Origin of the sequence: Burkholderia sp. Ap-955 (assembly GCF_011753045.1) — a bacterium.
In the GTDB taxonomy this organism is placed as follows: Bacteria; Pseudomonadota; Gammaproteobacteria; order Burkholderiales; family Burkholderiaceae; genus Burkholderia; species Burkholderia lata_D.
Genome location: NZ_VWWH01000005.1, coordinates 63,712 through 76,521 on the forward strand (window position 1 = coordinate 63,712; position 12,810 = coordinate 76,521).

At 68.4% G+C, this 12,810-nt stretch carries 11 protein-coding genes; 3 read left to right on the plus strand and 8 right to left on the minus strand.

Annotation, left to right across the window (positions count from 1 at the left end):
- Position 1 precedes the first annotated feature (1 nt).
- From F3J15_RS04655 to F3J15_RS04675, 5 genes are all read right to left on the minus strand, one after another.
- Positions 2-412, minus strand: coding sequence for a biopolymer transporter ExbD (locus F3J15_RS04655; protein WP_043177386.1), 411 nt, complete (start codon positions 410-412; stop codon positions 2-4).
- A gap of 18 nt (positions 413-430) precedes the next feature.
- A complete protein-coding gene (locus F3J15_RS04660; RefSeq protein ID WP_166888283.1) occupies positions 431-2,227 on the minus strand; it encodes a MotA/TolQ/ExbB proton channel family protein in 1,797 nt (598 codons plus the stop codon).
- Positions 2,228-2,294: 67 nt separating this feature from the next.
- The gene (locus tag F3J15_RS04665) at positions 2,295-3,947 is read right to left on the minus strand and encodes a ShlB/FhaC/HecB family hemolysin secretion/activation protein (RefSeq protein WP_240159115.1); all 1,653 of its coding nucleotides are present in this window, start codon (positions 3,945-3,947) and stop codon (positions 2,295-2,297) included.
- Positions 3,948-4,098: 151 nt separating this feature from the next.
- Positions 4,099-4,746, minus strand: coding sequence for an adenylyl-sulfate kinase (cysC, locus tag F3J15_RS04670; RefSeq protein ID WP_205190683.1), 648 nt, complete (start codon positions 4,744-4,746; stop codon positions 4,099-4,101).
- Positions 4,746-5,918 (minus strand): TIGR03032 family protein, encoded by a 1,173-nt coding sequence (locus F3J15_RS04675; protein ID WP_166888296.1) that lies wholly within the window; start codon positions 5,916-5,918, stop codon positions 4,746-4,748. The genes cysC and F3J15_RS04675 overlap by 1 nt, the downstream gene beginning before the upstream one ends.
- A gap of 635 nt (positions 5,919-6,553) precedes the next feature.
- Here F3J15_RS04675 and F3J15_RS04680 point away from each other — a divergent pair.
- Positions 6,554-7,126, plus strand: a complete 573-nt coding sequence (locus F3J15_RS04680; protein ID WP_166888299.1) for a hypothetical protein — start codon at positions 6,554-6,556, stop codon at positions 7,124-7,126.
- Between the two features lie 36 nt (positions 7,127-7,162).
- Positions 7,163-8,158 carry a type II secretion system minor pseudopilin GspK gene (gene gspK, locus F3J15_RS04685; protein ID WP_166888302.1) on the plus strand — a complete coding sequence of 332 codons (996 nt, stop codon included), beginning with the start codon at positions 7,163-7,165 and terminating at the stop codon, positions 8,156-8,158.
- 227 nt (positions 8,159-8,385) lie between these two features.
- Here gspK and F3J15_RS04690 read toward each other — a convergent pair whose 3' ends face one another.
- Complete coding sequence (locus tag F3J15_RS04690; RefSeq protein ID WP_166888307.1) at positions 8,386-10,023, minus strand: transposase; 1,638 nt, start codon at positions 10,021-10,023, stop codon at positions 8,386-8,388.
- 182 nt (positions 10,024-10,205) lie between these two features.
- Here F3J15_RS04690 and F3J15_RS04695 point away from each other — a divergent pair, with 182 nt between their 5' ends.
- Positions 10,206-11,045 (plus strand): hypothetical protein, encoded by an 840-nt coding sequence (locus tag F3J15_RS04695; protein ID WP_166888310.1) that lies wholly within the window; start codon positions 10,206-10,208, stop codon positions 11,043-11,045.
- 258 nt (positions 11,046-11,303) lie between these two features.
- Here the strand turns inward: F3J15_RS04695 and F3J15_RS04700 are convergent, their stop codons facing one another.
- Both F3J15_RS04700 and F3J15_RS04705 read right to left on the minus strand, forming a co-directional pair.
- Entirely contained in the window at positions 11,304-11,555 is a 252-nt protein-coding gene (locus tag F3J15_RS04700) for a DUF4880 domain-containing protein (RefSeq protein ID WP_240159113.1), read from the minus strand.
- Positions 11,556-11,812: 257 nt separating this feature from the next.
- A complete protein-coding gene (locus tag F3J15_RS04705; RefSeq protein WP_166888313.1) occupies positions 11,813-12,808 on the minus strand; it encodes a FecR domain-containing protein in 996 nt (331 codons plus the stop codon).
- Between the last annotated feature and the right edge of the window lie 2 nt (positions 12,809-12,810).

Sequence of the window (12,810 nt, forward strand, 5' to 3'; positions counted from 1 at the left end):
GTCAGCCGCCCTGCTTCGCCTTGCCGGTCACGAGACCGACCTGCGACAGATCGAGGCGGCGCAGCAGGTCCAGCACGTCCATCACCTTCTGGTACTGCACGCCCGCGTCGCCCTTCAGCACGATCGGAAATTCCGGATTCGTCGCCTTCTCGGTGCGCAGCCGGCTCTCGAGCTCGTCCATCGTCACCGGGTACGCGTCGAGGAACACCTGCCCCGAATCGGCCACCGTGATCGCCTTCGTCTTCGGTTTCGCGAGGCTCGCGGACGAGCTCGCCTTCGGCAAATCGACCTTGATGCCCTGCACCGACGCGGTCGTCATGATGATGAAGATGATCAGCAGCACGTACGCGAGGTCGAGCATCGGCGTGATGTTGATGTCGTCGTACGGCTTGTCGTCGTCCTGAACCTGCATGGTGGTCTCCTGCGTGCGTCAGTCGGCCAGCACCGCGTGATCGGGCGCGCGGTGGGCTTCGGCGAGGCGCGTGACGAATTCGTCGACGAACACCTGCATGTTCGCGGTCACGTTCTTGTTGCGGATCAGCAGGTAGTTGTAGCCAAACAGCGCGGGGATCGCGACGAACAGGCCCGTGACGGTGGCGAGCAGCGCGGCCGCGATACCCGGTGCGATCGCGTTCACGTTCACGTCGCCGGCCGCCGCGATCGCCGCGAACGTGATCATCACGCCCACCACCGTGCCCAGCAGCCCGAGGAACGGGCCGCCCGAGATCGCGATCGTCAGCAGCACCATCGACTTCGACAGCCGCTGGTTCTCGCGCACGAGCGTCGCGTCCATCGACGCGCGGATCGCCTCGATCGATTCCGAGGTGATCACCGTGCGGCCGTTGTCATCCACGCGGCTGTGGATTTCATGCACGCCGGCCTTGTACAGCCGGTACAGCGACGACTGGTACAGGCGGCGGCCGTCGGCGCTTGCTTCGTCGACGTGCGCGAGACCGACCAGGTGACGCCCGGCCACTTCGCGGAAGCGCTGCACGAAATACTGGTTCGCCTTGTCGACGGTGCCGACGTAGCGCGCCTTCGTCCACATCACGACCCACGACACGAGCGCCATGCCGAGCAGGATCGTGATCACGACCCACGCGTCGACGGTCACCGACTGCACGATCACGCCGAAGTAACCGAAGCCGAAACCCGACTGCTTCTCGTCGGCTCCGTACGCGACGAGCTTCGATTCCGAGCCTTGCGCGAGCGCGTCGACTGCGATTGCCGCCGGTGAGCGCGCGATCTTCGACAGGCGCAGTTCGTCGAGCGCGCCCGAATACGCGGCGAACCCGGCCGGCGCACCCGTTGCGTCCGCACCGATCGTCGCTGCGGCATTCAGCGCGGGCAGCGTCGCCGCGACCTGGGCGGCCTGCTTGCCGTTCACGTAGACGGTGAGGCTCTTGCCATCGGCCGTGACCGCGAGATATGTCCACTGGTTCGCGGCGACCGGCGACGCGGCCGGCGTGCGCACCGGTGCCGCGCCACCCGCGACTTCCGCGAACGGCACGCCGTTGTCCATGCCGATCAGCAGCGCGTTCGCGCCGTCGCGACGGCTGTACAGCAGCGTGTTCGGCGCGAGCGCCGACGGCTTCACCCACGCGCTGAACGTGAAGCTGCCGCCGGCCGGTACGTTCAGCGACGCACTCGCCGGCAGCGTCAGCGACCCGCTGCCGTCGAACCGTGCGCCCTTGCCGACGATGCCATCCTCGACCGTCCTGAACGACGCGTTCTGCGCGTGGTTGCCGTAGGCGGTCAGGTCCTTCGGCGGCGCACCCGCCGCGCCGTTGAAGTGGTAGACGAGCGTGTAGTCGGCATCGAACGTCTCGGCCGGCTTGCTGCCGTCCGGCGCCTTCTTGTTGCCGTAGTACATCCAGATCGACTCCGCGGCGCCAGCCGGCATCTTCGGAATGTCGACCCAGATCAGCGCGACGCCGAGCACCGGATCGTATTGCTCGACGTGGTAGTTCAGCGGCGTCTTGTCGTCGGCGGCGACGAAGCGGATGTCCGCGCCGTTGTCGGCCAGCCCGTCGAACTGGAAGTTGCCCGAGTGCAGGCGGATCAGCAGCGGCACGCGGCCGGCCGACTCCGCGAGATTCGCGCCTTTCGCGCTCGCGTCGATCGTGATCGCCTTCCGGTACGACCAGTCGTTCTGCCACCATGCGTTCGCGATGCCGGGCAGCACGCCGAGCATCACCGCCAACAGGAAAATCAAGACTCGCTTCACGATCCACTCCCCGAATGTGCGGGCACCGCGCTCGTCGCATCGCCCTGGCACGATCAAAAAAAATCCGTCAGAACCCCAGCCTTACGTAGAAATCGAACCGCGGGCTGTACTGCCGCGTATAGACGCCCGCCTTCAACGGCCACCCGGCCTCGAAATCCGCGCTCGCGTACTTCATGATCTGCACCCGTGTGCCGACGCCGACGCTCATCAGGTTGAAGCGCGACGTCTGCTCCGGCAGCGGGCTCAGAAGCCACAGGTGTGCCGCATCGAAGAACGCGTGGAATCGCCATTCGTTCACGCGGCTGCCGACCGCGCCGCCGAGCCACTTCGCGAGCGACGGGCTGCGCAGTTCGACCGATGCGATCACGCCACTGTCGGCCGTGTCCTCGGCCTGCATGTAGCCGCGTACGCTGTTCATCCCGCCCGCGGCGAACTGCTCGCTCGACACGAGCGGCGAGTTCGAGATCTGCGCGTTCACGTGCGCGTTGGCCTGCATGTCGTTCGCGAAGCGCTGCGTGTGGTTGACGTCGAACTTGCCGTACACGAAATCGGGCGTCGCGTTGTAGCGCTTGTTGTCCCATGCGCCCCAGTCGCTACCCAGGCCGCGGAGGTTCGTCGTCACCGATGCGGAGAACGACGTCTGCGAATTCTTCAGGCTCAGCTGGCCGTTGTACGACAGCGTCACCGGCACGTACGTCAGCGGCGCGGTCGAGCCCGTCTGGCCCGGTATCGACACGTTTTCGTCGAAGTGCTTGCGGTCGATCTCGACGCTGACCGAATGCGCGTAGGTTTCCGTTGCCGGCAGCGCATAGATCGCGGTGAAGCCGTACGTGGTGCCCTTGCCAAGCACGTTGGTGTTCGCGACCGACGCGACGTTGCTGTCCGAATGCACGACCGTCGCGAGGAAGCTCCAGCGCGAATCCCTGATCGGCGCGAGATACGAGAACGCGTAGACGCGCGCATCGTTCGGATGCTGCGGCGCGAGCACGTAGGTGCCGGAGATCACGTGGCCGAGCTGCCACAGATTCGAGTAGCTGAGGTTCGCGGTCGTGCGCAGCGTCGACGTGCCGGGGCTGTTGTCGTTGTTCAGTTCGAGCGAGCCGTGCAGCGGGCTGTGGTCGTCGACCTTCAGGTCGACGTCGACCGTCTGCGGCAACGCACCCGGCTTGAGGATCGGAATCACCTGCCGGTCCGCCGAGCGGTTCAGGTCGGTGAGCTGCTGCTGCGCCTGGTTGAAATCGGGCACCTGGCCCTCGCCCAGCGCGGGCACCGCATCGCGGATGTTCTGCGGCGAGTTGTATTTCGCGCCGTCGACACGCAAGCGCCCGACCTTCGCTTCCGTCACCTGCAGCAGGATCACGCCGTTCTTCACCTGCTGCTGCGGCAGCTCGACGACGACCGACTGGTAGCCGCGATCCTGGTACGCCTTCTGCAATGCGTCACGCGCCGCGTTCACGTCGGCGAGCGTGCGGCCCGGCCCTTCGAACGGATATACGGCCCTTTCGATCTCGAGCGTCGGCAACGTCGTGTTGCCGCGCACCACGAAGGCATTCACGTCGAACGACTGCGGGGCGGCCGGCGCCGCTTTCGCGGCGGGCGCGGCTTCCTGCGCATGAATCCCCGGCGCGAAACCCAGCCCACCGGCCAGCACGACACCCGCCAGGCATCGGCAGTTCAGCCGCCATCGTTCGCGTGACTTGCGGTCTACTCTCGGCGGCATGCGCCATTCCCCTTTGTTGTTCCGGATCGAAGCAAAGCGCACCGCGCCAGCCGTTCGCCCCGCTATCAAATGCCTGTTTCACTTTGATGACGATTTATTCGTCATCCTTAGCATGATCTGCGCAATGCCATTTCCACTCACCGAACCGGCCTTAGCCGTGATGCATCCGCGTCGCCCCCGCATCGGCCGCACCACCGAACTGCGCACATGCAAACTGCATCAGCGTATCGACGCACGTCGCAAGCGAAGCACGACCCGTATCGATCTCGAGGTCGGCTGCCACCGGCGGTTCGTACGGCGCCGACACACCCGTGAATTCCGGCAACGCACCACACCGCGCCTTCGCGTACAGCCCCTTCGGATCCCGCGCCTCGCAGCAGGCCAGCGCCGTGCTCACATACACTTCACGGAATGTCGGCCCCACGATCGCTCTCGCTTCGTCGCGCATCGCCGCGAGCGGCGAAATGACCGCGACGATCGCAAGCGCGCCGGATTCGCTCAACAGTGCCGCGATTTCGGCAATGCGCCGCACGTTCTCGAAACGATCCTGCACCGTAAAACCGAGATCCCGATTCAGCCCCGTCCGCAACCGGTCGCCATCGAGCACGACCGGATGCATGCATCGGTCGTCCAGTCGCGCGGCCACCGCGTCGGCCAGCGTCGTCTTGCCCGCGCCCGACAGCCCGGTGAGCCACAGCACCCCGCCGGCCCGCTGCGACGAGGCTCCCCACCCTGCGCGAGCCCCGTCTATCGATAAGGACGAAACGACGCCCGGAAACCCGCAACGATCGATCTTCATCACGCCCTCTCCCCCGTATTCGCGGGTTCGTCGTCCTCGCGCGGACGCGTCTGCCAGAAGCCGCCCTGCATCGTCACGATCGACGGTGTCTCGGCCCATTGATGCGGGCTCAGGATGTCGGCACGCCGCACGTTCGGGAGCACCTGCACGTCGAAGATCTCGTCGACGCCGTTGAAGAACTGAAGGATGCCGAGCACGTCACCGGTGTTCGCGTCGAGCGCGGCCACCCCCGCGACCAGCACATCCGATTCGCTTTCGATCGGCAACCCCTGCGGGCCGCGTTTGTCGCGCAGCTTCGACAGCCCGACGAACAGCACGCCGCCGTACTCGGCAAGACCGTGCGTAAAGCCCGGCAGCTTCGCGAGCACGCGCCGCGTACCGGACTGCGGATCGATCTGCAGCACGTGGCCGCGGCCGCCTTCGAGCACATGCAGCCGCCCGCCGATCACGCGCGGCGAATGCGGCATCGACAGCCCCGATGCAACGACCCGGCCGGACGGCACCTCCATCACGATGCCGCTGCCGGCCATCCCGCTCCGCCAGCCGAACGGCTCGTTGCTCATGCCGAGCACGGTCACGAAGCGCACCTTGCCGTCGGCAAACGCCATGCCGTTCAGGTGGCAGCGATCGTCCGGCGCGGTCTCCGTCACGAACGGCGGCTGCCAGATCGGCGTGAAGTTGAAATAGCCGTCGATCACGCTGATGCACGAATAGCGCGTGTTGACCGCGAGCAGGACGTGCTTGTCGAACGCCATGTCGTGCAGGTCGAGATCGCCGGTGTAGTAGGACATGCGCGGCACGAACATCGCGTCGTAGTGATCCGGGCGAGCCGGATAGCGCGGCGCGAGCGTCGACACGTTCGCGAACACCATCAGCTCGTGCATCGTCGCGACCGCGAGCCGGTTGCCCGACACGGCCATCCCCATCGAGCGCGGCAACAGGCACGCGGACAGCGTGGGAACGCCGTCGTCGACGCCGATCACGGCGACGCCCGACGGACGGCGGCTCACGGCCAGCGAGCACTTGAGCGCCTCGAGCACCTGCAGGAAGCGCCCCGTGTCGCGCAGGTTGATGACCGGCGACAGCGCTTCCGCCTGCCGTGCCGATGCGTCGTCCGTTGGCGCGCCGCTATCGCCGGTGGGCCTGGTTTCCTCGAACTGTTCCACTGTCATGCACCTGTTGGCTTCATGCCGCCTGATGAGAAAAAATGCGCGTATCCGCGTGCTCCCGCGCGCCGGCACGGCGCATCGGTGCCGCTTGCGGCACACCAAGTCGCAGCTCCCACCTACCTAGACGGAACGAAGCGCGCATTGCCGCAATGTTTTTTTTGCGTGACGTCGATCGATCCGCCGGCACGGGCAAACGATCGACGCAAGCGGCCTGCAATGCGCGCGCAGCCGCCCCTCGCGCAAGACTGGCGAGAGGCGGCGCATGACCTTGCGTGGCCCCCGTTTCGTGTACGTGTCGTCGCCTGGCCGGCGTGCGGCGCCCGGCGGTCCGCCGTTGCGCGCGGACGGCCGGCAAACGTGTCGCCGTCTGGCCGGCCGACGCGCAAAAAGCGCGACGTGCCGGCGAGCAGCCCGACAATCCTCCGGTTTCAACCGGGAAGTTTTTGTGACATTCCGCTGAAGATATTCACGAAACGCTCGCGAAACACGGCAAGCGATCGTCGAGACCGTTTACGCGGCGCCGCGCAATCGCGAGGTGCAGCGCGGCAAACCGCCGGCACGCGCGAAATCCTGCGGCTTGCGGCTGCCCGCTTCGTCCTAGCTATTGAGACCAGAACACGTCAACGACAGGACCCTCCATGTCATTCGCCACGATGCTCGTACGGTGGCTCGCCGGGCGATTGTCCGGCGCCGCCGGAACGCCGGGCCGGCCGCTTGCGCCCGCCGCTCATGCCGCGCATGCCGCGCTGATTCCGCCGCTGCGCTGGCGCGCGCCGTGGCTCGCGTGGCAACTGCTGTCGTGGTCCGTCCTCACCTTGCTCGCGCCGCCAATCTGGATGATCGGCACGCTGCTGCTGATCAATCCGGCGAGCGACCAGCCACTGTTCTGGGGGCTCGCGATGGCGATCGTGCCCGTGGCAAACGGGGTCGCGATCGTCGCGACGAACCAGCGGCATCACCGCATGCCGTTCACGCGGCGTCCGGTGGTCGCGGCGCACATGTTCGGCATCGCGATGGCCGTCGGCTGTGCGCTGTTCGTGCTGCTGCTGTGGCGTTCGCACGCGATCGCCAGCCTGGTCGGCCCGCTGGCAAACGACGGCATGCGTCCCGCGACGCTCGCATGCTGGGTCGCGGGGCTCGCCGCGCTGTTCGGCGTCACGTCATCTGCGCATGCGAGCATCGCGCATGCGTGGCTGGCGTTCGAGGTGTGAGCGCGCCGCGCCGACAGACACTGCGGAGGCACGCGGATGCATCGATACGGGACAGGCAGGACGGCGCGCGCACGGCGCGAACGCGGCATCGCGATCGTGACGGTGCTGCTCGTCGTCGCGCTGGCGGCCACGCTTGCCGCCAGCGTGCTGTGGCGCCAGCAGGTCGCGACGCGCGACGTCGAGAACCAGCGGCTCGCCACGCAGACGATGTGGATCGAGCGCGCCGCGGTCGAATGGGCACGCGCGACGCTGCGCGCGCAAAGCGCGACATCGAACGTCACGTTCGTCGGCCAGCCGTGGTCGGCACCGGTCGCCGACGTACCGCTCTCGGACCTGCTGCCGTCCGACGCGCTGGCGGTCAACGCCGAGCTGTCGCGCGCGTGGATCTCGGGCAGCGTCGAGGATGCGCAGGCGCGCTTCAACCTGACCAATCTCGTGTCGCGCATCGCGCCCGGCAAGCCGTGGCAGTCCAGCGGCGAAGGCGTGCTGGCCTACCGGCGCCTGCTCGGCCAGCTGTCGCTCGATCCCGCGCTCGCGCAATCGACGGCCGACTACATGCTGCGCTCGCTGCGCGACACGAACGGCCCGGAGGGCTGGCCGCTGCAGCTCGTGTCCATCGACGATCTCGCGCGCATTCCCGGCTATGACGCACGCGTGATCGAAGCAATCGCGCCATTCGTGACGATCCTGCCCGACCTGACCGTCGTCAACGCGAACACCGCGGCCGAACCCGTGCTCGTCGCAGCGATTCCGAGGCTGTCGCCGAGCCAGGCCAAGCGGCTCGTCGACCGGCGCACGACAGCCTATTTCGTCAGTACCGGCGACATCGCCGAATACCTGCTGCCGGCGCAGGGCGGCAACCCGACGCTGCCGGACGGCTCGGCCGTCGGCGTGAACAGCGGCTATTTCCTCGTGCATTGCCGCGTGCATTCGGCGCGGATCAACACGCGTATCGACACGCTGATCGCGCGCTACGGCAGCGGCAATTTCGCGTGGACGTCGGTCATCTGGGTGCGACGGCTCACGAGTTGAAGCCGACGGGCGGGTGGCCTCGATGCGCACTCGGGTCTCCGCGCTTCATGCCGGAATGCAGGAGTGCCGCAACGGACGCGCTCATCCGGCAATCGATCCCGAGCAGCCGGCGCGCCAACGACCCGCGACGGACGGGCGCCCCGTTCCTTCATGTTCGTGTATCGGCAGGTATCCCGATGCCGTCGCACCGACATCCGGCCAGCGCCTGGCGCGACCGGGCCGGCACGCTAGACCCGCGACAACTCGCCCAACCCGACCGCACGCACGCCCTGCGGCGTCACCGCCGCATCGAACGACAGCCGCGTGAAGCTCGTCTCGCGCACTTCGCCGAGCAGCCGGTTCCAGTCGTCGATCGACACGAGCAGCGCGATCGGCCGGTTGTACTTCGTCACCATCACGAGCGCCTCGCCCGCATGCCGCAGCGCCTTCGACGGATTGCTGCTGAAGTCGCGCGTCGCCATCGCGATCGTGCGCAGGCTGAACACGTTGGCGGCCGGATCGTCGGCGTCGTCGTGCATCAGGCGCTCGAGCGTCGCCGCGCGCAGCAACGCCTGCGACTTCGCGGACAGCCGGTTGTCGCGGCGTCGACGCCGCTCGCTGCGCGGGTCGACGTGCACGGCGAGCATCCGCACGATCTGGCCGAGCGTCGTCGCGGGCAGCTGGTCGTAACGCTGCCACCAGTCCGGCGGCAGCGCGATCATCATGCCCGCGTAGGTCGCCGTCACGCCGTCGGCGATCAGCGACGGCAAGCGGTCGACGTCACGCGCGTCGAGCGCGAGCGCCGCCCCGACAACGCGCGTCATCACGCTGAACGCGTTGTAGGCAAACGCGGCGATCCCGCTCGCCAGCAGCGCCGCGCGGGCGGGCACCGCGCCAAACGGCGCGCCGCCCGTGACGGGCTCGAGCGCCAGCGGCAGCGCGTCGCGCCAGCGCCGGCACGACAGCGCCACGACCTGCGGTGCGTCGAACCGCTCGGCCGGCAGATCGGTCAGCAGCGTGACGATTTCGCCGGGCGTCTCCGCGCTGTGCCATTCGATGCGCCGAAACGTGCCCGACACGCCGCCTTCGCCGACCATCCCGACGGATTGTTCGCGCACGCGTCCGTCGCCGAACCCGCCGCCCTCCTGCCAGTCGCCAAGCGGCCGGCACGCGGCCGAGCGGCCGTATTCACGCAACACGAACGCGCCGCCGCGGCGCGGCCAGCCGGAAAGGAGCGCGTCCGTATCGAAGCGCCCGTCGACGATCCACAGCTCGCCGGGCCGCACCGTTTCAAGCAGCGCGCCGACGAAGGCACGCTCGTGCGTCCGGCCACGCTCGCACGGCAGCAGGTCGACGATCATCCCGAGTTCCGGATCGTAGACCGGCAGGACGCGCGCACCGCCCGCCGCCGCATCGCGCGCAGGGTCATCACATGCGCGCCCGCAGTCGCATCCGCCGGCCTGCGGTGCGCAGGCCTCGCCGGTACCGTCCAGCACACGCAGCCGCATCCCGTCGACTGCATGCACGCCGTCGACGTTGTGCGCCGACGCAACCGGCAGCAGCAGTTCGACACTGTCCCTGGCCAGCGCACGCCCCCAGCCGGCACGCCACCGGCTCATGCAATCGTGCAGTGCCGTCACGGCGGAACCCCACCCCGGCGCAGCGGCCACGCCGGCATCCGGCGTCCGCTGCCACGCGGCAATCGATGCGATCGCGTCGACGGCGAGGGCAAACAGCGCCTCGCGGATCGACTCGCCGTCGGGCTCGTCGCCGGCGTCCGCCGCGGCGCCGATCCAGTCGTCGTGCAGCGCGCATTGCAGCGCGAGCCGCGCCATGATCGTCATCGGGCTCTGCTCGACAAAGCGTTCCACGATCGTGCGCATCATCGGATGCCCCCACACTGTCTGGTTGATCGCACGCGCCGCCGCAACGGCATGCGCACGCGTGCGTCGCGATACGTTCGCACTTGACGGGTGGCCCGCGACGCCGCAGCATCGTGGGCGACCGGACCCGCGCGACGGCGCGCCGCCGCGGCGGTCCGCCCGCAATCGATGCACGAGGCACCGGCATGTACGTAGATCCCCGCGTGGCCCATGGCCGCGCCCGGTTCGACCTGAGCGGCTCCCCGCGGCTCGTCGCCGACGAGCGCCGCTGGGAAATCAGCGACGTCGTCACGCGCGGCCTCGACGATTTCACGGGCATACGCAACCGCCGCAACCTGATGCGGCTGCTCGAACGCCAGATCGCGCCGAAGCTCGCGCGCCTCGGGCTCGAGCCGTACGTCGGCGCGCTCGGTCATGCCGAAGGGTTGTTCGTCAACTTCTCGACGATGAGCGCCGAGCACGGCCTGCGCGAATTCCAGCTTCAACTGACGGTGCCCGACCTCGTGCTGCGCAGCTTCGCGTCGAACGTGATCCGGCCGCACGCGGTCGCACGCTGCATGCAGCGCAACGGCGTGATGTCGCTGGCGGAAATCGAGCATGAAACGCGCATCGCGTTCGTCGCGGCGCGCGTGATGCGCTCGCTGGCCCTCGCGGAAGGCTGGCAGCAGATCGGCGTGCCGACGCCGCACGGGCTGTTCGTCGGCGCGCTGACCGACGCGCACGACGTCGCGATGAACACCTATTTCCGGCCCGGCGACAACGACCGTCCGTCGCGCTGGAGCGGCTTCTCGGCCCTCTTCTCGTCGATGCCGGACTGGCGGCCGGAACAGGTCCGGCACGGCGGCGATCTGCTGCAATGGATGGTCAACCATATCGTGGCCCTGCAAGAATCCGCACCGTTCGTCGAACGCTTTCCTTTTCTGCGCGAGCCGCTGCGCGATACCGGCGATCCGCTCGACGCCGCCTGGAACGGCGCACGCGCGGGCCTGCAGCCCGGGGGCGCCATCCTGAATCCGGAGTCGTGAATCCGGGCTTGCGTGACGCGGCCGGCACCTCAGCGCCACACGCCCGCCGCCCTGCGTGAACGGTGATCCGGGGGCCCGTTCAGGCCCCCGTTCCCCGGTCTCCGCGCTGCAGTCCCTCTGCACAGCCCCCTCGCTCTCTCATATACAAGGTCGAAGCGGGCCCGCATAACCCGCAGACTTTCTTTCAGCGCGTGCACCGCGACGCGAGCACGAGCGCGATTGCGCACCACTCCGGTGTGCGCGCGCAAAGCCGCCGCCTCAATGCGTACGCGTCGGCCCGCCCGGCTCCTGGCGGCCGACCGTCTCCAGCACGGCCCACATCCAGATCAGCTCGCGGACCGTGCGCGCATGCTCGTCGCTCTGCGCGCGCCAGCGCGCAAACGCGTCGAGTTCCTGTTCCGTCGTGTCACCGGTGCGCAACCACAGCAACCAGCGCACGGCGCCCTCGCGGATCGCATCGGCGCGCGTATTCGCGTCGCCGGGATCCTTGTCCCGTTGCGATTCGTTCATGATCACGCCACCGCCCGAAGCTCCATCGACACACATCCCCCGCACCGCGCATCGCTGCACGGCCGGGGCGCTTGCCACCCACGCCTCGGGTCCGACGACGTCACACCGGGCCGCCATGACGGACAGCCCGGCGTTTGCCGGCCCTCATTGATCAAGTCGTATCGGACGGCCGTAACCCGCAGTGCGCGGACAGCCGCAAGCGCCGCGAACGCATCGCCGGCGGGAGGAAGAACGGAAAGTAAAGCGAGGGAAGCCGGTCAGCTCAGCAGCACGATGTTGCCGGGCAGGCGCGTGATGTGCGCGCCATACAGGCGGCCGACCATGTCGATCACGTCGTCGAGCCGCGTGATCGGGAACTGCGCCTGCATCCGGTTCTCGCCGAGCGACGCGCTGCGCAGGATGACCTTGCCGCGCCGGTAGCGGTTTATCTCGTCGACTACATCGGCGAGCGGCACGCCGTTGAACACCAGCATCCCGCGCCGCCATGCGCTGACCGCGCCCGGATCGATTCGCGACACGGGCTGCACGCCGCGATCGTCGTAGACGACCTGATCGTCGGCCGTCAGCGTGCGCGCACCGCGCGGATGCTCGAGCGCGACCGTGCCGGACAGGCAGGTCACGCAGACCTGCGAGCCGGTGCGCCGCACGTTGAAGCGCGCGACGGCCGCCTGCATGCGGCCGCCGCCGGCCACCACGGTGACGGGCTGGATCGGCGTCGCGCGGCCGGCAGGCGGCGGCGCCGCATCGATCTCCGCCTCGCCGGCGACGACTTCGACGCCGTGCGCGGCGTTGCTCGCGGCCAGCACGTCCAGACGCGTCTGCGTATTCAATTCGACCGTCACGCGCGACGACAGCGCGACGCTGCGCTGCTCGCCGGTGCCCGTGTGGTAATCGGCCGCGATATCGCCGAGCGACGGCCACAACTGCATCGGCGGGCGCACGGCAAGCCACGACGCGCCGGCCGCCACCGCAAAGCCGATGAACGCGCGCCGTCCGGTGCGCATCGTGCGCTCGCGCTTGGCCACGTTTGCCCAGGCAGCGGCCGCGCGTTCCTCGTGGGCGAGTTCGGTCGCCGCCGTGCGCAGCGCGCTCCAGGTATCGCGCAGCAGATCGGCGGCTTGCGGACGATCGGCGCACCAGCGCTCGAACGCATCGGCTTCGGCCTGGCTCGCGTCTCCCGAGCGCAGACGCAGCAGCCACGCACTCGCTTCGTCGAGTTCGTCGTGGGCAGGTTCGGCCTGGGCTTTCGTCATCG

What these genes read in the sequence shown, in the direction of transcription:
- F3J15_RS04655 (WP_043177386.1), bottom strand. Translation starts at nt 412, where the DNA reads ATGCAGGTTCAGGACGACGACAAGCCGTACGACGACATCAACATCACG.
- F3J15_RS04665 (WP_240159115.1), bottom strand. Translation starts at nt 3,947, where the DNA reads ATGCCGCCGAGAGTAGACCGCAAGTCACGCGAACGATGGCGGCTGAAC.
- cysC (WP_205190683.1), bottom strand. Translation starts at nt 4,746, where the DNA reads ATGAAGATCGATCGTTGCGGGTTTCCGGGCGTCGTTTCGTCCTTATCG.
- F3J15_RS04675 (WP_166888296.1), bottom strand. Translation starts at nt 5,918, where the DNA reads ATGACAGTGGAACAGTTCGAGGAAACCAGGCCCACCGGCGATAGCGGC.
- F3J15_RS04680 (WP_166888299.1), top strand. Translation starts at nt 6,554, where the DNA reads ATGTCATTCGCCACGATGCTCGTACGGTGGCTCGCCGGGCGATTGTCC.
- gspK (WP_166888302.1), top strand. Translation starts at nt 7,163, where the DNA reads ATGCATCGATACGGGACAGGCAGGACGGCGCGCGCACGGCGCGAACGC.
- F3J15_RS04690 (WP_166888307.1), bottom strand. Translation starts at nt 10,023, where the DNA reads ATGATGCGCACGATCGTGGAACGCTTTGTCGAGCAGAGCCCGATGACG.
- F3J15_RS04695 (WP_166888310.1), top strand. Translation starts at nt 10,206, where the DNA reads ATGTACGTAGATCCCCGCGTGGCCCATGGCCGCGCCCGGTTCGACCTG.
- F3J15_RS04700 (WP_240159113.1), bottom strand. Translation starts at nt 11,555, where the DNA reads ATGAACGAATCGCAACGGGACAAGGATCCCGGCGACGCGAATACGCGC.
- F3J15_RS04705 (WP_166888313.1), bottom strand. Translation starts at nt 12,808, where the DNA reads ATGACGAAAGCCCAGGCCGAACCTGCCCACGACGAACTCGACGAAGCG.